The organism is Microbispora hainanensis (genome assembly GCF_006874475.1).
Taxonomy (GTDB): domain Bacteria; phylum Actinomycetota; class Actinomycetes; order Streptosporangiales; family Streptosporangiaceae; genus Microbispora; species Microbispora hainanensis.
Map to the genome: position 1 here is coordinate 40,149 of NZ_VIRM01000057.1, position 21,837 is coordinate 61,985.

Here is a 21,837-nt window from a genome sequence, read left to right on the forward strand (position 1 = left end):
GCCGCCTTGGGGGCACCGGCCGCGTCGCCGGCCGCGCGGCCGGACGGCCTCCCGCACCTCGCCCACCACGTCGAGCAGGCAGGGTGCACGGTCGCCCGGCCACACGTTCCCGCGCTTTTGGCGAGAATGGCCTGATCGATCACGCGTTATCCCGGATCCGAAGGAGTGCCGGTGCGGACCTTCGAAACGCTGCGGGAGGACGATCCGCAGCAGGTAGGGCCCTTCCGCATCGAGGCACGCCTGGGTGAGGGCGGGATGGGCCGCGTGTATCTCGGGCGCTCGCGGAGCGGGCGGGCCGTCGCGGTGAAGGTCGTGCGGCCCGAGCTGGCCGACGACGCGGACTTCCGCCGCAGGTTCGACCGCGAGGTCGCCACGGCCCGCAAGGTCAACGGCTTCTTCACGGCCGGAGTGGTCGACGCCGACCCGCAGGGGTCGCCGCCGTGGCTCGCCACCGCGTACGTGCCCGGAATGTCGTTGGAAGACGCCGTGGAGGAGCACGGGCCCTGGCCGGAGGAGTTCGTCCTGGCCCTGGCCGCAGGGCTGGCCGAGGCCCTGGAGTCGATCCACGCGGCCGGGGTCGTCCACCGCGACCTCAAGCCGTCGAACGTGCTGCTTGCCGACGACGGCCCCCGCGTCATCGACTTCGGCATCTCCCTGGCCGCCGAGGGCGGCTCGCTGACGAAGACCGGCATCACCATGGGATCCCCCGGGTTCATGTCCCCGGAGCAGCTCAGGGGCACCCGGGTCGGACCGGCGAGCGACGTGTTCTGCCTCGGGCTGGTGCTCGCGTTCGCCGCGACGGGCAGCGGGCCGTTCGGACAGGGGTCCTGGCAGGGGCTGTGGTATCGGATCGTGCACGAGGAGCCGTCCCTCGACGGCCTGCCGCCCACGGTGCGGCCGCTGGTCGCGCGATGCCTGGCCAAAGAACCCGAAGGACGGCCGACCGTGTCGGCCGTGCTGAACGAACTCGCCGGCAGCGGCCGTGACTTCGCCTCGCCCATTCAGCAGGGCCGGTGGCTCCCCCCGAGAGTGGCGCAGGCGGTGCGCACACGCGTCGCCCCGGCCGTCGCCCCGACCCGCACCTTGACCGCGTCATCGGAGGCACCGCGCTCGTTGCTGTTCGACGAGCCCGGCGCGGTGGCACCCGGCGCGGCGGTGTCCGGCCCGGGGACACCCGACGGACCCCGTGCGGCGGCGCACGGCGCGGTCGCCCCGGGCCCAGGGACACCCGGCGCGGCGGTGCCCGGCCCAGGGACACCCGACGGACCCGGCACCGTCGCCCCCGGCCCGGGCACGCCGAGGGGCCCGGGAACGCCAGGGGCGCCGGGGATGCCGGGGACGCCGCATCCGCAGATGGCCGGCCCGTTCGGGGGTCCCCGCGCGGGCGGCGGATCGGCTCCACCGGCGTTCACACCCGGTCCGCGGCCGGCCTTTCCTGCGCCGGGCCCTCCGTATTCGCATCCCGCCCCCTACGCCGCGGGACCCGTTCCCCACCCGGCGGGACCCGCTCCCCACGCGGCACGCCGCCCTGCGAGACCGTACGCGCCGCAAATGCCTGCCGCACCGAGAGCACCGGGAGCACCGGGAGCACCGGGAGCACCGGGAGCACGACGACCCAGGCGATACCCCGCCTGGTTGCGGCGCACCACGCGCGCCTGGCTGATCCTCTGCGGGCTCCTCGTGGCGGTCGCCGGGGTGTGGGAGGTCGGCATGGCCATCTCCGCCACGCCGAGGAGGATCTCCTCCGACGGTTCGGCGCTGACGGTCACGCTGAATCCGACGCTGAAGCCCGCGATCTACGTCTCCGACGCGTCACCCGATCCGCGCTGCCGGGTCGAGAACGGCAGCGGCCGGAACGTCAGGCTCACCCGGCCGGCGGCGAGCTACCGACCGTTGGCCACGGGCGACACCAAGTGGCGGCTGGTCTACGAGATCCGCCCGCCGAAGACGGGCAGCTACACGGTGGCGTGCTCCGGCGACGACACCGTGTTCGGCGTCGGAGCGGCGCCCTCCTCCGGCGCCCGGGACGTCGTCACCGCCGCCGTGGCGCTCCTGGTGCTCCTCGCCGTCTTCGGAGCGCCGGCTCTGCTGGTGGCCGCTTTCATCACCAGGAAGTGACGCCCGGTCTCCTGAGCCGGAGGCGTCCCGCCCCCGTGTCACTTGGCGTCGGCGTAGCAGGTGACGGCCACCGCCTCCATCGGGAAGCGGACCATGGTCTCGCCGAACAGCAGCCGGGTCGCCTCGCCGGCCGCGCGGCCGACGGCCTCCCGCACCTCGCCCGCCACGTCGAGCGGGCAGTGCACCATCACCTCGTCGTGCTGGAAGAACACCAGCCGCGCCGGGTCCGGCAGCAGCCCGCGCAGCACGGCGAGGAGCGTCAGCGCCCACTCGGCCGCCGTCGCCTGCACGACGAAGTTGCGGGTGAACCTCCCCCGGTCCCTGGCCGCCCTCCCACCCTCGGGACCGGACACCAGCCGCCGCCACCGTTCCGAGGGGGGCGGGCAGGTGCGGCCCAGCCACGACCGGACCAGCCGCCCCTCCTCCCCCGCGCGGGCCGCGTCCTCCACGAACGCGTACGCCTTCGGGAACCGCTGCCGCATCACGGCCAGCAGCTTGGAGGCGTCGCCGCTGGTCCCGCCGTACATCGCGGACAGCATGGCGATCTTGGCCGACTCGCGGACCCCGCCGAACGCCTGGGCCAGCGCGGCGTACAGGTCGATCTCCCCGGCCGCCCGCGCGAGCCCGAGGTCACCGGACAGCGCGGCCAGCACCCGGGGTTCGAGTTGCGCGGCGTCGGCGACCACGAGCGTCCAGCCGTCGTCGGCCATCACGACCTTGCGCATGACCTTGGGGATCTGCAGCGCGCCGCCGCCGCTGGTGGCCCACCGGCCGCTCACCACCCCGCCGACGACGTATTCGGGCCGGAAGCGGTCGCCGCTGACCCACTGCGCGGCCCAGGTCCAGCCGTGGGAGCTGTAGAGACGGGCCAGTTCCTTGTACGCCAGCAGCGGCGCGACGGCCGGATGGTCGACCGTCTTCAGCACGTGGGAACGGGTGGACGGGATCTCGATCCCCATGCTCTTGAACGCCCTGACGATCTGCTGCGGCGAGTCGGGGTTGACCACGTGGCCGAAGACGGCCGACACCTCGTCGGCCAGGGCCTGGAGCTTCGCGGGCCGCATGCCGTGGGCGGGGCGGGGCCCGAGCAGGTCGGTCAGCAGCGTGTCGTGGACGTCCTCACGCCAGGGCATGCCGTCGTGGCCCATCTCGGCGGCGATGAGCGCACCGGCCGACTCGGCGGCGACGAGCAGGCGGAACCGCCCGGGATCGGCGGTACGCGCGACGCGGCGGCGCTGGTCCTCGAAGACGTCCGCGACCATGTCGGCCTCGGGCACGCCGTGCCGCGGCGGCGCCGGGTCGAACAGGCTCGCCTGCGTCCCGCCCCCCTGATGCGCGTCAGACGCCTCGTGCGCGTCGTCGGGCACCGGGAGGCCGTGCAGGCGCGCGTAGGCCGCCTGGACCCCTCTGGGCTCCCCGTAGCGCCCGTCGGCCGCCAGCAGCAGGTTTTCTGTCAGCGCGACGTCGTGGCAGCGCGACAGCCGCACCCCGGCGGCCAGGAGCGCCGGGTAGACGCGGCGCGCGTCGGCCCACACCCAGCGGGGCCGCTCGGCGGCCTCCAGCGAGCGGACGGCCGCCGCGAGATCGGAGACCCGGCTCTCCGGCCCGTCGAGGGGCTTCACGGTGCCGCCCCCCTCGGCGTCGGCCGCCACCACAACGTGCACCCCACCAGCGTGCCAGGCGCCGCCGACATTTCCCCAGCCGACGTTTCCCCCGGCCGTTCACCGACGGCGTCGCCCCGCCACGCCCGGCCGGTCAGAGCGGGATCTCGACCTCGTCCTCCAGTGGCGGCTCCTCCTCCTGCGGCAGGCAGCCGGTCGCGGCGAAGCAGCGCAGCCGGACCGTGTCCCCGACGACCGACAGGTGGAGGAAGCTCTTGAAAAAGGGCGGGGTGTCCCAGTCGGACAGTTCGGAGATGTACCGATGGAAGACCCGCCCCACCGGCAGGCGGAACGGCATCGGCCAGCCGCCGAGCAGCCGGGCCGCCCACTTCACCCGCGCGCCGATCGGCGCCCCCGGCGTGGGCCTGGGCGGGGTGTTGCCGATCCGCCGGGACATCAGGGCCAGGCCCTCCTCCGGCGTGATGTACAGCCTGGGCAGGCGCAGCCGCCTGCTGTAGAGCAGGCTGTAGAAGGACAGCGAGTCGCCGCGCAGGGGATAGCACTTGAAGTCGTCCTCGTGCACGCCGCCCGCGTCCACCCGGGGGATCGTGTGGGTGGCGTGCATGAACGCCCCGCCGCCCCCGGAGACCACGTACTGGATGAGCCGCCCGTCCACGCGGACCGGGTAGCGCTGGTAGTTGTGCACGTCGCCGCCGATGGCCGCCACGTAGTTGTGCGCCGGGTCGCGGACCACGTCGTCCACCGTGCCGCCGCCCTCGATCTCGCATGGGTGGTAGGCGTTGTTGACGTAGATCGGCTTGCCGGTGATCAGGATCTTGGGCCGGGGGTCGGCGGAGACCCGGCGCAGCCACTCGCCCTGCTCGCGGTCGAGCGTGCCCTTGATGCCGGTGTCGATGCCGACGAGCAGCAGGCGGCCGGTGTCGATCACCCAGTAGGGCCCCGGCAGCGCGGGGCCCGGGTTGGGCCGCATCTTCCTGGCCTCGGCGAGGGCGTCCTCGTCGATCGTCTCCGGCTTCCGCCACAGGAGCCCGCGCAGGCCGCCGGGCGACAACCGGAATCCCCGGCTCTCGGCGGACAGGGGATGGGCGTCGCAGAAGACCCGCATGAAGCCGCCGAGCCCGTCATACCAGTCGTGGTTGCCGGGCACGGCGAAGATCGGGGCCGGGTAGTCCTTGTAGGGCCGGAAGAACTTGTCGCCATACTCGTCGCCCGAACCGGTCGGATAGATCACGTCGCTGGCGATGACGGCGAACGCGGTGTCCGCGCCGAGCTTGAGCAGCCCGGGCACCACCGCGTACTGCGAGGCGTCGCCCTCGCCGGTGTCGCCGAGCACCAGGAACGAGAACTCCTCCCCCATGTCGAGCCTGACGCGGAAGTCCTCGTCGACGCCGCGGTCGCGCTGGGCCGCCACCCAGCGGCGGCGCACCCGCGGCGAGGGGTCGCCGAACAGCTGGGCGAGGACCTCGTTGCGGGAGCGCCACAGCGTCGCGGGGTTCAGCCAGCTGAAGGAGTTCCGGGTGGGCCGCAGCGCGTCGAACGTGCCGATCTGCGCGCAGTCCCAGCCCGCTCCGGCCTGCGACACCCGTGACGAGACCTGCTTCCCCCGCGCGGCGGCCGCGCCCATATCGACCATGGGAACAATCTTGGCAATTTCATGGGATCAGCACACCCGGGTTGAGGATCCCGGCGGGGTCGAGCCGCTCCTTGACGCCCCGCAGGATCTCGGCGCCCAGGTCGCCGATCTCCGCGGCGTACGCCTCGCGGTGGTCGCGGCCGACGCCGTGGTGGTGCGAGATCGTGCCGCCCGCCTGCACGATCGCCTCGTTCGCCGCCCGCTTGGCCGCCGCCCACTGCCCGAGCGGGTCGCCGGTCTGCGCGGTCACCACGGTGAAGTACAGCGAGGCCCCCGTGGCGTAGACGTGGGAGATGTGGCACATCACCAGCGGCGACCCGAGCGCGCCGAGCAGGGCCAACCGTACGGCGTCGTACAGGCGCGGCAGGTTCGACCAGAAGCAGGCGGTCTCCAGCGTCTCCACCGTCGCCCCCGCGGCCAGCAGGGAGTCGCGAAGGTAGGGGGCGGAGAACCGGCCCTGCGCCCACTTCTCCCCCGGTTCCGGGCCGAGGTGCACGCCGCCCGCCTCGACCAGCACGGCGGAGGCCCGCTCCCGCCGGTGGGCCACGTCGCCCGGGGAGCCCTCGAAGCCCGCCACCAGCAGGCAGCCGGAGTCACGTCCGGCCGCACCGAGATCGGTGGGTTTGGCCAGCCCGACCAGGGTCTCGGTCTCGTCCGACAGCCTCAGCACGGTGGGCGGCGGGCCCTCCTGCTGCGCGAGCCGCCGCATCGCGGCCGTGCCCTCGGCGAAGCCGGCGAACCGCCAGCCCTCGTACGCCCTGACGGCCGGGGCCCGGCGGACGCGCAGCCGCAGCGAGGTGATCACCCCGAAGGCGCCCTCGGAGCCCAGGAACAGCTGCCGCAGGTCGGGCCCGGCGGCCGACCGGGGCGCGCGGCCGATCTCCAGCGTGCCCTGTGGGGTCGCCACGGTCATGCCGGCGACCATGTCGTCGAACCTGCCATACCCGGCCGAGGCCTGCCCGCTGGACCTGGCCGCCGCGAAGCCGCCCAGCGTCGCGTACTCGTACGACTGGGGGAAGTGCCCGAGCGTCAGCCCGTGCGCGGCGAGGAGCTGCTCGGCCTGCGGCGCGCGCAGGCCCGGCTCCAGCTCGGCGATCATTGACACGGGGTCGACGGAGACGAGCCTGTTGAGCCGGGCGAGGTCGAGCGCGACCACACCCGCGAAGCCCCCCTCGGAGCCACACCGGGCCGCCACGAGGCCGCCGACCACCGAGGTGCCCCCGCCGAACGGCACCACGGCCACCCGATGCTCAGCGCACAGGCGGAGCACGGCGGCCACCTCGTCGTGCGAGCCGGGGAGCACGACGGCGTCGGGCGCGTCCGAGGCGTCCCCCGCGCGCATGAGCAGCAGGTCGGGGGTGGACTTGCCGCGGGTGTGGCGGATGCGGGCGTCGTCGTCGGCCCGCACGTGCTCGTCCCCCACGATCGCGGCCAGCGCGGCCAGGACGGGCAGCGGCAGCACGACCGGCGGCAGCCGCACCTCGCCGAACGTCGCCGGCGGCGTGGCGGGCGGCCGGACGCCGAGGAGCTCCGCGAGCAGGTCGCGCACCGGCGCGGGCAGCTCGGCGGCCTTGGCGGGATCACCCCAGCCCGACCAGAGCATGGGTTCCGCCGCGATGAGAGGGGTTTCCATAGCCGTCGCGCCTCCAGGTAGGTTACTAAAGAGTAATGCGCGAGTAGTGGAGTGGGCATGAAGTCCTCACTGAATGCGGCCAGGCGGGAGTGGGACCTCGACGAGGCACGGACGGACGTCGTCGACGTCCTCGTGGTCGGCCTGGGGGCCACGGGGGCCGGAGCCGCGCTCGACGCCGCCTCGCGCGGGCTGTCGGTGGCCGCCGTGGACGCCCACGACCTGGCGTTCGGAACGTCCCGGTGGAGCTCCAAGCTGATCCACGGCGGGCTGCGCTACCTGGCGAGCGGGCAGGTCGGCGTGGCGTGGGAGAGCGCGGTGGAGCGCGACGCCCTGCTGCGCTTCACCGCGCCCCATCTGGTCACCGCCCACCCCTACCTGCTGCCGCTCACGCCGGATGTCCCCCGGGCCCAGGCCGCGACGCTGATGGCCGGCTATCGCATGGGCGACGCGCTGCGGGCCGCCGCCGGGACACCGCGGCGGCTGCTGCCCGGCCCGTCCCGGCTCGCGGCCGGCCGGGCGCTCGCGCTCGCCCCGTCGCTGCGCACGGACGGCCTGCGCGGGGCGCTGCTGTCGTGGGACGGACGCGTGGTGGACGACGCCCGCCTGGTCGTCGCGCTGGCGCGTACGGCCGCCGCCCACGGCGCGCGGATCCTCACCCGGTGCCGGGCGCTGGCGCTCTCCGGCGACGGCGCGCGGGTGCGCGACGAGCTGACCGGCGAGGAGTTCGACATCCGGGCCCGTGCGGTGATCAACGCGACCGGCGTGTGGGCCGGAGAGCTGACGCCGTCGGTGACGCTGCGTCCCTCGCGGGGCACGCACCTCGTGCTGCGGCCCGGGGCCCTCGGCGAGCTGCGCGCGGGGCTGCACGTGCCGATCCCCGGCAAGCGCGCCCGCTTCGCGCTGGTGCTCCCCCAGGCCGACGGGCGGATCTACGCCGGACTGACCGACGAGCCGCTCGACGGACCGATCCCGGACGTCCCCGAGGCGCCCGAGAGCGACGTCACGTTCCTGCTCGACGTCGTCGGGACGGCGCTGGACCGGCCGCTGCGGCGCTCGGACGTCGCCGGCGCCTTCGCCGGGCTGCGGCCCCTGGTCGACACGGTGGAGACGGCGGACACGGCCTCCGGTCGGGCGGGGGGACGCACCGCCGACCTGTCCCGCCGCCACACCGTGCTGCGATCGCCGGACGGCGTCGTGACGGTCGTGGGCGGGAAGCTCACCACCTACCGGCGGATGGCCGAGGACGCGGTCGACGCGGCCTGCCCCCACGCCCGCGCGAGCCGTACGGCGCGGCTGCCCCTCGTCGGCGCAGGACCGGTGCGGCCGGGCACACCCGGCCGGCTGGCCCGCAGGTACGGCTCCGAAGCGTGGGCGGTGCGCGACCTCGTGCGCGAGGACCCGGACCTGGCCGAGCCGGTGGCGCTGGGGATCACCCGGGCCGAGCTGGTCTGGGCCGTACGCCACGAGGGTGCCCTCGACGCCGCCGACCTGCTCGACCGGCGCACCAGGATCGGCCTGGTGGCCGAGGACCGCGCGGCGGCCCTCCCCGCCGCCGAGGCCGCCCTGGCCTACTCCTGAGCGCCACCCCGGCCCTCCCCGTCACTGAGGCCGCCCTCGCCCGCTCCTGAGCGCCGCCCGGCCCCTTTCCGCCGTCCCCGCCCTCGCCCGCTCCCGAGCGCCGCCCGGCCCTTTCCGCCGTCCCCGCCCGCGCTCGGCCCGCGCCACCCATACCGGCATCATCCGGACATTTATGGATTTAACGGAGATTTACCGGCCCGCTCCCGTGACCCTCGGCGCCATTGGTTAAGGTTAGTCTTACCTAAGAAACGCGAGAGAAGGACGGGACCGGATGGCCAACGGGTGCGAGCACCCCGCCGCCTGCCACACAGGGGAGGCGCCGATCCTCGCGAGCGCGACCAAGAAGGGCCGGTTCTGGCTGCTGATCGAGCACGCGGGGCCCTGGGCCGCGGAGCTGGAGGAGTGCCGCCTGCCCGACGACGTCCACCGGCTGATCTCCCGCGCCAGGGCTCTTGACATCCGGCCGCAACTCATCCGCCGGCCCGGCCGCCGCGGGGCCGCCACGCGCCCCCTGCACGTCTACGTCGCCGCCTGCGCGGTGGACGATCCGTGGCTCGCCGAGGCCTTCCTGGATCGCCCCGACGATCTTGACCTGGGCGCTCTCGTGCACGGAGTGGTTCCGGAGTCCTGCATACTGGTTAACGAGCCGATGTACCTGGTCTGCACGCACGGCCGGCACAACGCGTGCTGTGCGCGTCTCGGACTCCCGCTGGCGCGGTTCCTCGACGAGAACCTGCCCGGCGAAGTGTGGGAAACCACACATGTCGGCGGCGATCGATACGCCGCCAACCTCGTATGCTTGCCACACGGGCTTTACTACGGCAGCATGTCTCAGGCTGCTGCGATCGCGGCGGCAAACGCGTACCGGCACGGCGAGGTCGTCCTCGACCGTTTCCGGGGACGCGCGGGTATCCCTGAGCCACTGCAGGCCGCCGAGCACTTCGTCCGGGCGCATACCGGCGAGATCTCGGTCGGCGGGGTGGCCGTGGAATCCTCCCGGTCGGTTGACGACTCCACGATCTGCGTCGTGCGCTGCACGACGGAGCGTGGGACGTCGCGGTTTCGGGTCGTGGTCGAACCCACGGTGTTCACGGCACCGTGCGGGTCGCTCTGCGCCGACGGAATCCCGACCTACAGGTTGGCCGAGCTGAGCGAGCTCACGCCGGTGTTGACCTGAGGGCTCCGCCCCGGAGCCGGGAACACCACGGCCTATCCCGGCGTTGGCACAAGGGATGCCACAAGCGTCCAATGCGGCACAAACACTGAAATACCTCTCACCAAAGGTGGTTTCTCATGTCTCAGGTACGTCGGCAGCTCGCCCGCCCGCGCCCCAGCTGGGGTTGGCAGGATGATGCCGCGTGCCGGGGAGAGGACCTGGTGCTGTTCTTCGGTCCTGACGGCGAGCGTCAGCCCGAGCGCGACATCCGGGAGCGCAAGGCCAAGGCCATCTGCGCTCAGTGTCCTGTGCGAGCGGAGTGCCTCGACTACGCGCTCTCCCGCCCGGAGAAGTACGGCACGTGGGGTGGCCTCAACGAGGACGAGCGCGCATCGGAGCGTCGCCGTCGTATGCGCCGCGCCGCCAGCGCCGGAATCAGCGCTGTCGCCTGAGCATTTCCCCCTTCCCCGACACGCGTCACCGCTGGGCGCTTCGCGTCCCGTCCCCCGGCCTGGGCGACGGCGCACGCGGAGCGCCCTTCAGGTGTCATCCGCTCCTCCTCGCCCCGCCTCGGCCAGCAGGCCCAGCACATCGTCATCGGTGAGCTGGTCGAACCGCCGATACCACTGGCCCACCGCGCGGAAGTTCTCCGGTGTGACCGGCACGACTATCTGGTCCGCCTCGCCCCGCAACGCCGCCACCGTCTCCGGAGCGGCGACCGGCACCGCCAGAATCACCCGGCCCTGCCCCGCCTGGAGCGCCCGTACGGCCCGCAGCGCCGCGCGCGCCGTTCCCCCGGTCGCCAGGCCGTCGTCCACCACGATCACGTCGCGGCCGCGCAGCTCCGGCAGCGGCCGGTCTCCCCGGTAGACCCGCACCCGTCTGGCCAGCTCACGCCGCTCCCGCCCGACCACCTCCGCCACGTCCTCCGGCTCAAGGCCGAGCCGGTCGAGCATCTCGTAGTCGAGCACGAGCAGCCCGCCCTCCGCGATCGCGCCCACTCCGAGCTCGGGCCGGGCCGGATGCCCGATCTTCCGGGTCACCAGCACGTCGAGCGGGGCGCGCAGCCGCTCCGCGATCGGCGCGGCCACCGCGACGCCGCCGCGCGGCAGGGCGAGCACCACCGGATCCCGCGGGTTCATGTCCCGCAGGATCTCGGCGAGCAGCGCCCCCGCCTCGGCGCGGTCGGCGTACGGCAGCCGCACCCGCATTGTCTTCACGCCCCGGTCATACCCGCCCAGAATCGGACGCACCTGGGCCTACGGGCGGCTCATTCCCCGCATCTGCTTGTGAATGGTCTTCCATTTGCGGGTCTGCTCGGCACGCAGCCGGGCATCGGTGCGGCGGGCCATCCAGGCGGCCTCGCGCTGGAGCCTGTTCCAGCTCTCCAGCCGCCGCTCGGGCAGCTCGCCCGACTCGACCGCCGCGAGCACCGCGCAGCCCGGTTCCGACTGGTGCCGGCAGTCGGAGAAACGGCAGCCCTCGGCCAGCTCCTCGATGTCGGAGAAGACCAGGTCGACGCCCTCGCTCATCTCGTACAGCCCGACCCGGCGGATGCCGGGCGTGTCGATGACGAGCCCGCCGCCGGGCAGCGGGATGAGCTGCCGGTGGACGGTCGTGTGCCTGCCCCGCCCGTCGGCGGCCCTGACCTGCTGGGTCTCCATGACCTCCGCACCGGCGAGTGCGTTGACGAGCGTGGACTTGCCCGCGCCCGACGGGCCGAGGACCACCGCGGTCCCAGAGGGGCCGAGGTGGGCGCGCACCAGGTCGACGCCGTCGCCGGTGAGCGAGCAGACCGGATGGACGTCGACGCCCGGCACCGCCGCCGCGACGTCGGCGAGGAGATCGTCCAGTCCCTGGTCGAAGAGGTCGGCCTTGGTGACGAGCACGACCGGACGGGCGCCGCTCTCCCAGGCGAGCGCCACGAGGCGCTCGATCCTGCCGAGATCCGCACTGTGCTTGCCCGGGGGGACGACCCCCCGTAGCCCCTCGGGAGGCGTCGCGTGCATGGACGGCTCGGCCACGAAGACCACGTCGACGTTGGCGGCAAGCACCTGGCCCTGGCCGTCGCCCGACAGCCCTCCGCGCGAGTCGCGGCTCACGCCGCCCCGCACGAAGGCCGTACGGCGGGGCAGCACCTCGGCCAGCTCGTAGTGGCCTCCGTTGGACGAGGACAGGTCGAGCCGCGCGAGCGCGACCCAGTCCCCCACGCACGGAAGCTCCAGTGGATCGGCCGCCGCGGCCCTGCGTACACGGGCGCCGAACCGCGCCTGATGGGTTCCGTCGGCGGCGATGACCTCGGCGGCCCCCCGGTCGACCCGGGCCACGCGCGCGGGCGTGACGCCGCCGGGCAGGTCGGGGAGCTCCTCCGCGAGCCCGTCGTGCCAGCCGAGAAAAGAAAGATCGTTGAACACTGCTGGTGAACACCCTTCGGGAAACCGGGTGTCCCAGCGAGAAGAGCCTAGGCGGGCACCCGGGAGTTGACGGACGGCATGGTCGTCAGAAAGACCCGCATAGTCCTCACCTCCCTGGTCCTGGCCGCGCGACGGCGGCGATGGGGGAACACTAGCAGCGCCCCCGCGGCCCCGCGCAACCGATTAATCCGTCCCGGCCCGCGGCGTGCGAGGAAACGGCTCCCCCGGCTCGTGAGGGCGGGGGAGCCGTCGCTCGACGATTCCGGCGATCAGGACAGGCCGGGCGCGGGGAACCGGCTCGTCAGCTCGGTGACCTCGCCGTGCACCCGTGCGATCACGTCCTCCGCGTCGCCCTTGGCGACGGCGGTGACGACCTCGTCCATCCACGCCGCGATCTGGCGCATCTCGGCCTCGCCCATCCCCCGGGAGGTGACCGACGGCGTGCCGATGCGGATGCCGGACGGGTCGAACGGCTTGCGCGGGTCGAACGGCACGGTGTTGTAGTTGGTCTCCAGCCCCGCCCGGTCGAGGGCCTGCGCGGCCGGCTTGCCCCCGACGCCCTTGGACGTGAGGTCCATCAGGATCAGGTGGTTGTCGGTGCCGCCGGAGACCAGGTCGAACCCGCGGGCGAGCAGCTCGTCGGCGAGCGCCTTGGCGTTCTTCACGATCTGCGCCGCGTACGCCTTGAACTCCGGCTGGGCGGCCTCGTGCAGGGCGACCGCGATGGCGGCGGTGGTGTGGTTGTGCGGGCCGCCCTGAAGGCCGGGGAACACGGCCTTGTCGAGCGCCTTGGCGACCTCGTCGGTGTTCGCCATGAGCATCGCGCCGCGCGGGCCGCGCAGCGTCTTGTGGGTGGTCGTGGAGATCACGTCCGCGTGCCCGACCGGCGAGGGGTGGGCGCCGCCGGCGACGAGGCCCGCGATGTGGGCGATGTCGGCCGCCAGCACCGCGCCGACCTCCTTGGCGATCTCGGCGAACGCCGGGAAGTCGATCGTGCGCGGGATCGCGGTGCCGCCGCAGAAGATCAGCTTGGGCCGGTGCTCCAGCGCCAGCGCGCGCACCTCGTCCATGTCGATACGGCCCGTGTCGCGGCGCACGCCGTAGCGGACCGAGTTGAACCACTTGCCGGTGGCGGACACCGACCAGCCGTGGGTGAGGTGGCCGCCGAACGGCAGGCCCATGCCGAGCACGGTGTCGCCCGGGTTCAGGAACGCCAGATAGACGGCGAGGTTGGCGGGCGAGCCCGAGTAGGGCTGGACGTTGGCGTGGCTCACGCCGAAGACCGACCTGGCCCTCTCGATCGCCAGCGTCTCGATCTGGTCGATGACCTGCTGGCCCTCGTAGTAGCGCTTGCCCGGGTAGCCCTCGGAGTATTTGTTGGTGAGGACGGTTCCGGTCGCCTCCAGGACGGCCCTGGACACGTAGTTCTCTGACGCGATCAGCTTGACGGTGTCGGCCTGCCGCCGCTCCTCCGCCCTGATCAGCTCGGCGATCTCGGGATCGACGACGTCCAGCGAGTTCTCAGCCATTGCGCCTTCCTTCTCCACGTCGACGGCGGCGGCGACCCAGGCGCACGGCCTCCGCGAATTCGCTCCCCGGTGGTGCCCCACCTAGCGACGCGCCACAGGAGCACGTCAGCGCCAGTCGCGACCTTCCCCACTTTATCGGAGCGGGAGGCCCCCCTCATTCCGACGAGACGGGCACGTCGGCGAAGAGCCCGAACCCCGGGACGTCGAGGCCGATGGTCTCCAGGTCCTCGGGGACACCCGTGTACGTGGCGTACAGAGGGATCACGTCGCTCGGCTGCAGCCACTGGGCCGGAAGCGTGCTGCACAGGCAGCCGCCGTCCCTGCGCGCGGGCGTGAACTTGGAGCCGCTGGGCGGATCGACGAGGGCGGCGTCCGACACCTGGTCGCCGAACAGATCCTTCGGCCACCACTGGTGCCCGTCCTTCAGAGTGACCGTCAGCTGCACGCTCACCGAGGTCCCCCGCCGCCGGACCGCGTCGACGGTCAGGTGGAGCGAGGAGCCGTTGAACGCGGCGTCCCGGGCCGTCAGCGGGCCCTTGGGCTCCGTCCCCCCGCCGCCGAAGGGGCGTAACGCCACGAGCAGAACCGCCGCCGACACCGCGAGCGCCCCGCAGACCGCCGCCACCGGCGCCCAGCGGCGGCCGCCCCGCCTGTCCGTACCGGTTCCCGCGCCGTCCGCCTTCGCCGCGCCCTCCGCGCGGAGGGTCGTCTGGGCGGGGGCCGCCCAGATGTCGCTGACGATCCTCGTGGCGGCCTCGACCGCCACCTCCTCCCGGCCGAGCAGCCGGTCGAGGAGCCGCTGGGCGTTCGGCCGCCGGCCCGGATCCTTGTCCAGCGCCTGCTCGACCAGGGACCGCAGGCGCTCGTCGAGCCCGGTCAGGTGCGGCACGTGGTGCGCCACCCGGTAGAGGACCTCGGGCGCCGCGCCGCCGCCGAACGGCGGTCTGCCGGTCGCGGCGTACGCGATCACGCAGCCCCAGGCGAACACGTCGGCCGCGGAGGACACCGGCTCCCCGCGCGCCTGTTCGGGGGACATGTAACTGGGCGTCCCGATCACGGTCCCGGTCCGCTCGGCGAGCGTGTCGGCGAGCTGGGCCACGCCGAAGTCGATCACCCGGGGGCCGAGGGGCGACAGCAGGATGTTGGACGGCTTGAGATCGCGGTGCACGATCCCCGCCTCGTGGATGGCGGCGAGGGCGGTCGCGACGCCGACGGCGAGCGCGTCGAGGTTCGAGCCGGCCAGCGGGCCCTGCGCGTCGATCACCGACGACAGATCGGGGCCGTCGACGTACTCGGTGACGAGGTAGTGCCGGTCGCCGTCATGACCGGCGTCGAGGAGCGGAGCCGTGCAGAACCTGGCGACCCGCTGGGCGGCCTCCGCCTCCTTGCGGAACCGGGCCCGGAACTCCTCCTGGGCGGCCAGCTCCGGCCGCATGACCTTGAGCGCCACCTGACGGCCCCGCGGGTCCGTGGCGAGATAGACGATGCCCATGCCGCCCTCCCCCAGGCGGCGTACGGGGACGTAGGGGCCGATCGTGCGCCGGTGGGTCGTGGTGGGGTCGCCGGCGGAAGGCTGCGCGTCCATCGAAGCCATCCTGCCACCGCTGTCGGGATGGATCAGCCTTTGCCGGATTTGCGGTGATGGTGCTCGCGCCGGCTGGCGCCGCCCAACGGCCAGAGCCGGTCCACCTCCGCGTTCAGCGTCGCCCCGATGAGCACGGCGAGCGCGGTGATGTAGAGCCACAGCAGCACGGCGATCGGCGCCGCGAGCGAGCCGTAGATCGACAGCGGGGTGAACCAGGCCGCCAGCACCTCGCGCAGGAACGCGGCGCACACGATCCAGATCAGCAGCGCCAGCACGGCCCCCGGCACCTCGCGCCACCAGCGCGTGCGGTGCGGCACGCTCACGTGATAGAGCAGCGTGAGCATCAGCACCGAGCCGATCACGAGCACGGGCCAGTAGAAGATCGTCACCAGCGCGGCATACCTGGGCAGGGCGGTGGACATCAGCGTGGGCCCGATGACCAGGATCGGCATGACGACCAGCCCGATCAGCAGCGCCGCGATATAGAGGGCGAACGACATGACCCGGGTGCGGATGATCCCCCGGGTCTCCCCCAGGCCGTACGCGATGGATATCAGGTCCACATAGACGAACAGGGCCCGCGAGCCCGACCACAGCGACAGCAGGAAACCGACGGAGATCAGCGAGACCTGGCCACCGCTCAGCACGTCGGCGAGCAGCGGCTTGACGACCCTCTGGACGGTGTTGTCCGTGAACAGCAGCTCGGACTGGTCCACGACCCAGCGCCTGATCTCGTTTATGGCCGCCGGGCCGAGCAGCCCGCTCAGGTGGCCCATGACACCGAGCAGCCCGAGCACGAACGGCGGCAGCGACAGCAGCGCGAAGAACGCCGCCTCGCCCGCGAGGCCGGTCACCCGGTAGTTGACGCCCGCCATCGTGGTCGCCTTGACCAGGGCCCAGACGTTCGTCTCGCGCAGCCAGGTGAGCCGGGCCCGGGCGAGCGCCATGCCCTTGCGCGTAAGCCGCGGCCTGCGCGATGGCGCGTCCGTGGAGGTCATGGCACCCAACCGGTCATGAGAACTGGGCTCTACCCGCTGCCGCGGCGGTTAGTACGTGGCCTGCGGGCGGATTGTCGCCGCCCAGAATAGGGGCCCCCGCCCCCTGCTCGCGAGAACCGGTCGTGCCGCAGGCGCGCCATGGGCACTTCCCGCGTCGCGCTCTGGTCGCTTCGCTCCCGCGCGCTCCTCAGTCCAGACCGGCGGCTCAGTCCAGACCGGCGGCGCGCCCCTCCGGTTCGCTCGGTCCGCAGCATGGCGTTCACAATGGAGACATGATCTGCAGAGCGTGCAGGGAGCGCCGGCACGAGGAGTGCCGCGGCGGGTCCTGGTGCGACTGCCAGCATCAGGAGCCGTCCAAGAAGGAGCACGAGGCCGAACCGCCGGTGAACTGGGTCCGCAAGGGCTGACCCGCGTTACATTGCCGTCACAATCCCGCATCCTGGACACGAACTTGGACATCCAGGATCTCAGAGGTATCGTTTGGGACATGCCAGCGGACCCGTTGCTCGTCGTGCGACGCCACGTCGATCTCCTGCGTGTCCGTAGCGCGATCTGTATCGACGCCGGCTGACCGTCGCCCCTCCGCTGATCCATCCGGGCGCTCGGCCAGGCGTCGTTTTCGTATGCCCTCACACTCGACGGCGAGGTGAGAGGCCGCCTGCGCCGGTGTCCGCCGAAACCCGATCTCAGACCGAGCCTCGGAGAAGGACGTGTGCCCATGAGCACTCCGGCCCGCCCGGCGAACCGCCACCACAAGCGCCCGCGCGGCGAAGGTCAGTGGGCTCTCGGTTACCGTGAGCCGCTGAACAAGAACGAGGAGAACAAGAAGGCCGATGACGGGCTGAACGTCCGCCAGCGGATCATCGACATCTACTCCAAGCGCGGCTTCGACTCCATCGACCCCGCCGACCTGCGCGGACGCTTCCGCTGGTATGGCCTGTACACGCAGCGCAAGCCGGGCATCGACGGCGGCAAGACGGCCGTCCTGGAGCCCGAGGAGCTCGACGACCGCTACTTCATGATCCGCGTCCGGACCGACGGCGGCCAGCTCAGCCTCGAACAGCTCCGGGTGATCGCCGACATCTCCAACGAGCACGCCAGGGGCACCGCCGACGTCACCGACAGGCAGAACATCCAGCTCCACTGGGTGGAGATCGAGTCGGTGCCGGACATGTGGGAGCGGCTGGAGGCCGTGGGCCTGTCCACCACAGAGGCGTGCGGTGACACGCCACGCGGCATGCTCGGCTGCCCCCTGGCCGGGATCGACGCCGACGAGGTGATCGACGGGCGGCCCCAGCTCCGGGAGATCCGCGAGCGCTACATCGGCGACCCGGCGTTCTCGAACCTGCCGCGCAAGTTCAAGACCGCGATCAGCGGCTGCGCCGCCCACTGCACGGTCCACGAGATCAACGACGTCTCGTTCGTCGGCGTGGTGAACGAACAGGGCGAGGCCGGCTTCGACCTGTGGGTGGGGGGCGGCCTGTCGACCAACCCGATGTTCGCCAAGCGGCTCGGCGTGTTCGTCCGGCCCGGGCAGGCCCACGAGGTGTGGGCCGGGGTCGCCGGCATCTTCCGCGACTACGGCTACCGGCGGCTGCGGGGCAGGGCGCGGCTGAAGTTCCTCGTCAACGACTGGGGCGCGGAGAAGTTCCGCGACGTGCTGCAGACCGAATACCTCAAGTACGAGCTGCCCGACGGCCCGGCTCCCGCGGCGCCGCGAGGGGACCGGCGCGACCACGTCGGCGTCCACCTCCAGCGGGACGGCAACTACTACGTGGGCTTCGCACCCCGCGTGGGCCGTCTCAGCGGCGACCTGCTGCACCGGATCGCCGACATCGCCGAGCGCCACGGGAGCACCCGGGTGGCGACCACGATCGAGCAGAAGATGGTCATCCTCGACGTCGCCCCCGACCAGGTGGAGTCGATCGTGGCCGAGCTTGAGGCGGCCGACCTGCGGGTCAACCCGTCCACCTTCCGCCGCCAGACGATGGCCTGCACCGGCATCGAGTACTGCAAGCTCGCGATCGTCGAGACCAAGAACGCCGCGTCGGAGCTGATCGACGAGCTGGAGCGGCGTCTGCCGGACTTCGACCAGCCGCTGACGATCAACCTCAACGGCTGCCCGAACTCCTGCGCCCGCATCCAGACGGCGGACATCGGGCTGAAGGGCCAGCTCGTCGTCAACGACAAGGGTGAGCAGGTCGGGGGCTACCAGGTCCACCTGGGCGGCACGTTCGGCCTGAACCCGAGCTTCGGCCGCAAGGTCCGCGGTCTCAAGACCACCGCCGAGGATCTGCCCGACTACGTCGAGCGGGTCGTGCGCAACTACGAGAAGCAGAAGAACGACGGCGAGACCTTCGCCGAATGGGTCCAGCGCGCCGACGAGGCCGACCTCAAATGACGACCGAGCGCGCCGCGCCCTTCTACTGCCCGTACTGCGGCGAGGAGGACCTGGAGCCCTACGTGACCGAGGAGGAGAGCCACGGATGGTACTGCAGGTCCTGCGCCCGCGCCTTCCGGGTGAAATTCCTCGGCCTCGGCGTGCGTTCGTAATCCTCAAGGGCTTTTCATCCGATCATTCGATGAATCAATGAACGACGTGTGAGGAGTAACAATGTCGGTGGCGGAGATAGAGGCAGGACTGGAGCGGCAGCGGGTGACGCTGGACCTCCAGGGCATCGTGGAGTCCGCGGCGCGCTTCCTTGAGGACGCGCCCGCCCGGGAGATCATCCGTTGGGCCGCGGCCACCTTCGGCGACCGCCTCTGTCTCACCTCGTCGATGAGCGACGCCCTCCTGATCGACCTGGTCAGCAGGGTCAAGCCCGGCGTCGACGTGCTGTTCATCGACACCGGCTACCACTTCGCCGAGACCATCGGCACGCGGGACGCGGTCGAGGCGGTCTACAAGGTCAACGTGATCAACGTGAAGCCGTCCAGGACCGTCGAGGAACAGGACCGCGACCTGGGGCCGCGCCTGTACGGGCGCAACCCCGACCTGTGCTGCTACCTGCGCAAGGTCGAGCCGCTCAACCGGGCGCTCGAGCCGTACCTCGCCTGGGTGTCGGGCATCCGCCGCGACGAGTCGCCCACCAGGGCGAGCACCAAGGTCGTGGAGTGGGACGCCAAGCGGCAGATGGTGAAGATCAACCCCATCGCCCGGTGGACCCAGGAGGACGTCGACAACTACATCGCCGACAACGGCGTCCTGATCAACCCGCTGCACTACGACGACTACCCCTCGATCGGCTGCGCCCCCTGCACCCGGCGGGTGGCGCCGGGCGAGGACCCGCGCAGCGGCCGCTGGGCCGGCCTCGGCAAGATCGAGTGCGGCATCCACCTGTGATGACCGTCCCGCACACAGGCGCGCCGCTGATCGCGGTGGCGCACGGGTCCCGCGACCCGCGCGCCGCCGCGACGGTGGAGGCGCTCCTCCACGGCGTACGGCAGGCTCGGCCCGGCCTGGACGTCCGCGCCGCCTATCTCGACCACGCCACGCCGTCGCTGCCGCAGGCGCTGTCGGGGCTGGACGAGGCCGTCGTGCTCCCCCTGCTGCTCACCGCCGCCTACCACAGCCGGGTGGACATCCCGGCGGCGCTGCGGGAGGCGGCCGGCCGTACGCCGCTGCTGCGGGCCGTCTGCGGGCCCACGCTCGGCCCGCACCCTCTGCTCGTCCGGGCACTCGAACGCCGCCTCTCCGAGGCCGGCGTGGAGATCGGCGACCCGGACACCGCCGTGGTGCTCGTCTCGGCCGGCTCCAGCGACCGCCGGGCGAACGCGACGATCGCCGCGGTCGCCCGCGAGTGGGCGCGCACCCGCCCCTGGTGGTCGGTCAGCGCCGCCTACGCCTCGGCCGCCGCGCCCACGCCTCGGGACGAGGTCGTACGGCTGACGCGCGCGGGCGCCCCGAAGGTCGTGGTGGCCCCTTACCTGCTGGCCCCCGGCTACTTCGCCGACATGGTGGAGCGCGACACCCTGGAGGCCGGGGCACACGCCGTGGCCGCCGTCCTCGGGCCCGCTCCCGAACTGGTCACGCTCCTGCTCGAACGCCACGCCCAGGCCGTACGCGCCGCCTCCGCGGCCGCCTGACCACGCTGCCGGAGCTAGGCGAAAAGATCGTCGGCCGAGGTGACGGTGGCCGCCCTGCGCACCCATATGCCGAGCTGGCTCAGGTCCTCACACCCGCGGATCCGCTCACGCGCTTCGTCGGAGATCTCCAGGCCACGGGCGTCGAGCACCGCGAGAATCGAGTTGATCTCGCCTTCCGCGCGGCCCTCCTCACGGCCTTTGTCGACCCAGTGGGAGAAGTACTTCTCGCCGAGGTAATCGAAGTCCTGAATGGTGCTCACCATCTCCTCCAGACGCTTGGCGGTTACTTCGGTTGACGCGCTCCCCGGCCTAAGGCCGGGATTCAGCCCGTGCCGCGTTATGCGGCACCTCTGTGGCTTCCTGTTTCACCGGGTCCTGCCCTCCGCTGGGTGGCGGGTCTTACGGTCCCTCCGCAGGCGTTTAGCCTCTCCGCCCGTCCGGCGGCGAGGATGTTGCGCGCGGCGTTGACGTCCCGGTCGTGCGATGCTCCGCACGGGCAGGTCCACGACCGGATGTGCAGCGGCATGGACCCGGCGAGCGCCCCGCACGCCGAGCAGAGTTTCGAGCTGGGGAACCAGCGGTCGATCTTCACCAGGGTCCGGCCGTACCGGGCGGCCTTGTACTCCAGCATGTTCACCAACGCCGACCATCCGGCATCATGCACACTCTTGGCCAGGCGGGTGCGGGCCAGGCCCTTCACCCATAGGTCCTCCACGACCACCGCTTGGTTGTCGCGGATGATGTGGGTGGAGAGCTTGTGTGTGAAGTCCCGGCGCGCGTCAGCCACCCGAGCATGAGTACGAGCGACCCGGGCGACAGCCTTGGTGCGGTTGTTCGACCCCTTCGCCGTGCGGGACAGGGCCTGCTGCGCCTTGCGCAACCGCCGTTCAGCCCTGCGCAGGAACCGGGGGTTGTCGATCTTCCGGCCGTCCGACAGCACCGCGAAGTGTGTCAGGCCCAGGTCGATGCCGATCTCGTCGGCCGTCTTGGGCAGCGGCTCGGCGGCGACTTCTACCACGAACGAGGCGAAGTACCGTCCTGCCGCGTCCTTGACCACGGTCACGCTCGACGGCTCGGACGGCAGGCGGCGGGACCATTTCACCGTGACGTCGCCGATCTTCGGCAGGCGCAGCTTCCCGCCCACGGTGACCTGGAAGCGGGCGTTGCGGGTGAAGCGGATCGCCTGCCGGTTGTCCTTGCGGGACCGGAACCGAGGCGGGCCCACCTTTGGCCCCTTCCGCTTTCGGTGATCGAGGCGAAGAAGTTGCGGTAGGCGGCGTTCAGGTCCGCCAGCGCCTGCTGGAGCACCACGGCGGACACCCCGCCCAGCCAGGCGCGCTGCGGGGTCTTCTTCGCCTCGGTGATGACCCGCTTGGACAGCTCGCCGTCCGGGATGTACGGCAGACCGGCCATGTGGGCGTCCTGCCGCAGGCGCAACCCGTCGTTGAACACCGTCCGCGCGCACCCGAACGCCCTGGCCAACGC

18 protein-coding genes, 1 pseudogene and 1 riboswitch are annotated in these 21,837 nt (G+C 72.3%); of the genes and pseudogenes, 9 read left to right on the forward strand and 10 right to left on the reverse strand.

Annotation, left to right across the window (positions count from 1 at the left end):
• The first annotated feature begins 171 nt into the window (after nucleotides 1–171).
• Nucleotides 172–2,118 (forward strand): protein kinase domain-containing protein, encoded by a 1,947-nt coding sequence (locus FLX08_RS43110; protein WP_208761810.1) that lies wholly within the window; start codon nucleotides 172–174, stop codon nucleotides 2,116–2,118.
• Nucleotides 2,119–2,156: 38 nt separating this feature from the next.
• On the opposite strand, the gene FLX08_RS33260 is transcribed toward FLX08_RS43110, so the two are convergent.
• From FLX08_RS33260 to FLX08_RS33270, 3 genes are all read right to left on the reverse strand, one after another.
• Nucleotides 2,157–3,782, reverse strand: a complete 1,626-nt coding sequence (locus FLX08_RS33260; RefSeq protein WP_142624224.1) for a bifunctional 3'-5' exonuclease/DNA polymerase — start codon at nucleotides 3,780–3,782, stop codon at nucleotides 2,157–2,159.
• A gap of 91 nt (nucleotides 3,783–3,873) precedes the next feature.
• Nucleotides 3,874–5,373, reverse strand: coding sequence for a metallophosphoesterase family protein (locus FLX08_RS33265; protein ID WP_142624225.1), 1,500 nt, complete (start codon nucleotides 5,371–5,373; stop codon nucleotides 3,874–3,876).
• A 19-nt stretch (nucleotides 5,374–5,392) separates the two neighbouring features.
• Nucleotides 5,393–7,006, reverse strand: a complete 1,614-nt coding sequence (locus tag FLX08_RS33270) for an FAD-binding oxidoreductase (RefSeq protein WP_425280659.1) — start codon at nucleotides 7,004–7,006, stop codon at nucleotides 5,393–5,395.
• A gap of 57 nt (nucleotides 7,007–7,063) precedes the next feature.
• On the opposite strand from FLX08_RS33270, the gene FLX08_RS33275 reads away from it, so the two are divergent.
• From FLX08_RS33275 to FLX08_RS33285, 3 genes are all read left to right on the forward strand, one after another.
• The gene (locus FLX08_RS33275) at nucleotides 7,064–8,584 is read left to right on the forward strand and encodes a glycerol-3-phosphate dehydrogenase/oxidase (RefSeq protein WP_142624226.1); all 1,521 of its coding nucleotides are present in this window, start codon (nucleotides 7,064–7,066) and stop codon (nucleotides 8,582–8,584) included.
• 271 nt (nucleotides 8,585–8,855) lie between these two features.
• The gene (locus tag FLX08_RS33280) at nucleotides 8,856–9,761 is read left to right on the forward strand and encodes a sucrase ferredoxin (protein WP_142624227.1); all 906 of its coding nucleotides are present in this window, start codon (nucleotides 8,856–8,858) and stop codon (nucleotides 9,759–9,761) included.
• A gap of 116 nt (nucleotides 9,762–9,877) precedes the next feature.
• Nucleotides 9,878–10,192, forward strand: a complete 315-nt coding sequence (locus FLX08_RS33285) for a WhiB family transcriptional regulator (RefSeq protein ID WP_076434697.1) — start codon at nucleotides 9,878–9,880, stop codon at nucleotides 10,190–10,192.
• Between the two features lie 87 nt (nucleotides 10,193–10,279).
• Here FLX08_RS33285 and FLX08_RS33290 read toward each other — a convergent pair whose 3' ends face one another.
• The 5 genes from FLX08_RS33290 to FLX08_RS33310 form a co-directional block, all read right to left on the reverse strand.
• Complete coding sequence (locus FLX08_RS33290) at nucleotides 10,280–10,951, reverse strand: phosphoribosyltransferase (protein ID WP_167530669.1); 672 nt, start codon at nucleotides 10,949–10,951, stop codon at nucleotides 10,280–10,282.
• A gap of 48 nt (nucleotides 10,952–10,999) precedes the next feature.
• Nucleotides 11,000–12,154, reverse strand: a complete 1,155-nt coding sequence (rsgA, locus tag FLX08_RS33295; RefSeq protein ID WP_142624228.1) for a ribosome small subunit-dependent GTPase A — start codon at nucleotides 12,152–12,154, stop codon at nucleotides 11,000–11,002.
• 269 nt (nucleotides 12,155–12,423) lie between these two features.
• Entirely contained in the window at nucleotides 12,424–13,701 is a 1,278-nt protein-coding gene (gene glyA / locus FLX08_RS33300; protein ID WP_425280660.1) for a serine hydroxymethyltransferase, read from the reverse strand.
• A gap of 9 nt (nucleotides 13,702–13,710) precedes the next feature.
• Nucleotides 13,711–13,812: riboswitch (ZMP/ZTP riboswitch) on the reverse strand.
• Nucleotides 13,813–13,837: 25 nt separating this feature from the next.
• Nucleotides 13,838–15,268, reverse strand: coding sequence for a serine/threonine-protein kinase (locus FLX08_RS41655; protein WP_208761811.1), 1,431 nt, complete (start codon nucleotides 15,266–15,268; stop codon nucleotides 13,838–13,840).
• Between the two features lie 32 nt (nucleotides 15,269–15,300).
• Nucleotides 15,301–16,266 carry a YihY/virulence factor BrkB family protein gene (locus FLX08_RS33310; RefSeq protein WP_244313087.1) on the reverse strand — a complete coding sequence of 322 codons (966 nt, stop codon included), beginning with the start codon at nucleotides 16,264–16,266 and terminating at the stop codon, nucleotides 15,301–15,303.
• 272 nt (nucleotides 16,267–16,538) lie between these two features.
• Here FLX08_RS33310 and FLX08_RS43115 point away from each other — a divergent pair, with 272 nt between their 5' ends.
• From FLX08_RS43115 to FLX08_RS33330, 5 genes are all read left to right on the forward strand, one after another.
• The gene (locus FLX08_RS43115) at nucleotides 16,539–16,673 is read left to right on the forward strand and encodes a hypothetical protein (RefSeq protein WP_280117148.1); all 135 of its coding nucleotides are present in this window, start codon (nucleotides 16,539–16,541) and stop codon (nucleotides 16,671–16,673) included.
• A 311-nt stretch (nucleotides 16,674–16,984) separates the two neighbouring features.
• A complete protein-coding gene (locus FLX08_RS33315; protein WP_142624231.1) occupies nucleotides 16,985–18,667 on the forward strand; it encodes a nitrite/sulfite reductase in 1,683 nt (560 codons plus the stop codon).
• On the forward strand, nucleotides 18,664–18,819 hold the full coding sequence (locus FLX08_RS33320) for an Insertion element protein (protein WP_142569992.1): 156 nt from the start codon (nucleotides 18,664–18,666) through the stop codon (nucleotides 18,817–18,819). The genes FLX08_RS33315 and FLX08_RS33320 overlap by 4 nt, the downstream gene beginning before the upstream one ends.
• A 61-nt stretch (nucleotides 18,820–18,880) precedes the next feature.
• On the forward strand, nucleotides 18,881–19,609 hold the full coding sequence (locus FLX08_RS33325; RefSeq protein ID WP_142624232.1) for a phosphoadenylyl-sulfate reductase: 729 nt from the start codon (nucleotides 18,881–18,883) through the stop codon (nucleotides 19,607–19,609).
• Nucleotides 19,609–20,352: a sirohydrochlorin chelatase gene (locus FLX08_RS33330; RefSeq protein WP_142624233.1), complete on the forward strand. Its 744-nt coding sequence runs from the start codon at nucleotides 19,609–19,611 to the stop codon at nucleotides 20,350–20,352. The genes FLX08_RS33325 and FLX08_RS33330 overlap by 1 nt, the downstream gene beginning before the upstream one ends.
• Nucleotides 20,353–20,366: 14 nt before the next feature.
• On the opposite strand, the gene FLX08_RS33335 is transcribed toward FLX08_RS33330, so the two are convergent.
• Together FLX08_RS33335 and FLX08_RS33340 are read right to left on the reverse strand one after the other, a co-directional pair.
• Nucleotides 20,367–20,615, reverse strand: a complete 249-nt coding sequence (locus tag FLX08_RS33335; protein ID WP_142624234.1) for a hypothetical protein — start codon at nucleotides 20,613–20,615, stop codon at nucleotides 20,367–20,369.
• Nucleotides 20,616–20,689: 74 nt separating this feature from the next.
• Nucleotides 20,690–21,837: pseudogene (locus tag FLX08_RS33340) on the reverse strand (RNA-guided endonuclease InsQ/TnpB family protein); the annotation flags it as partial.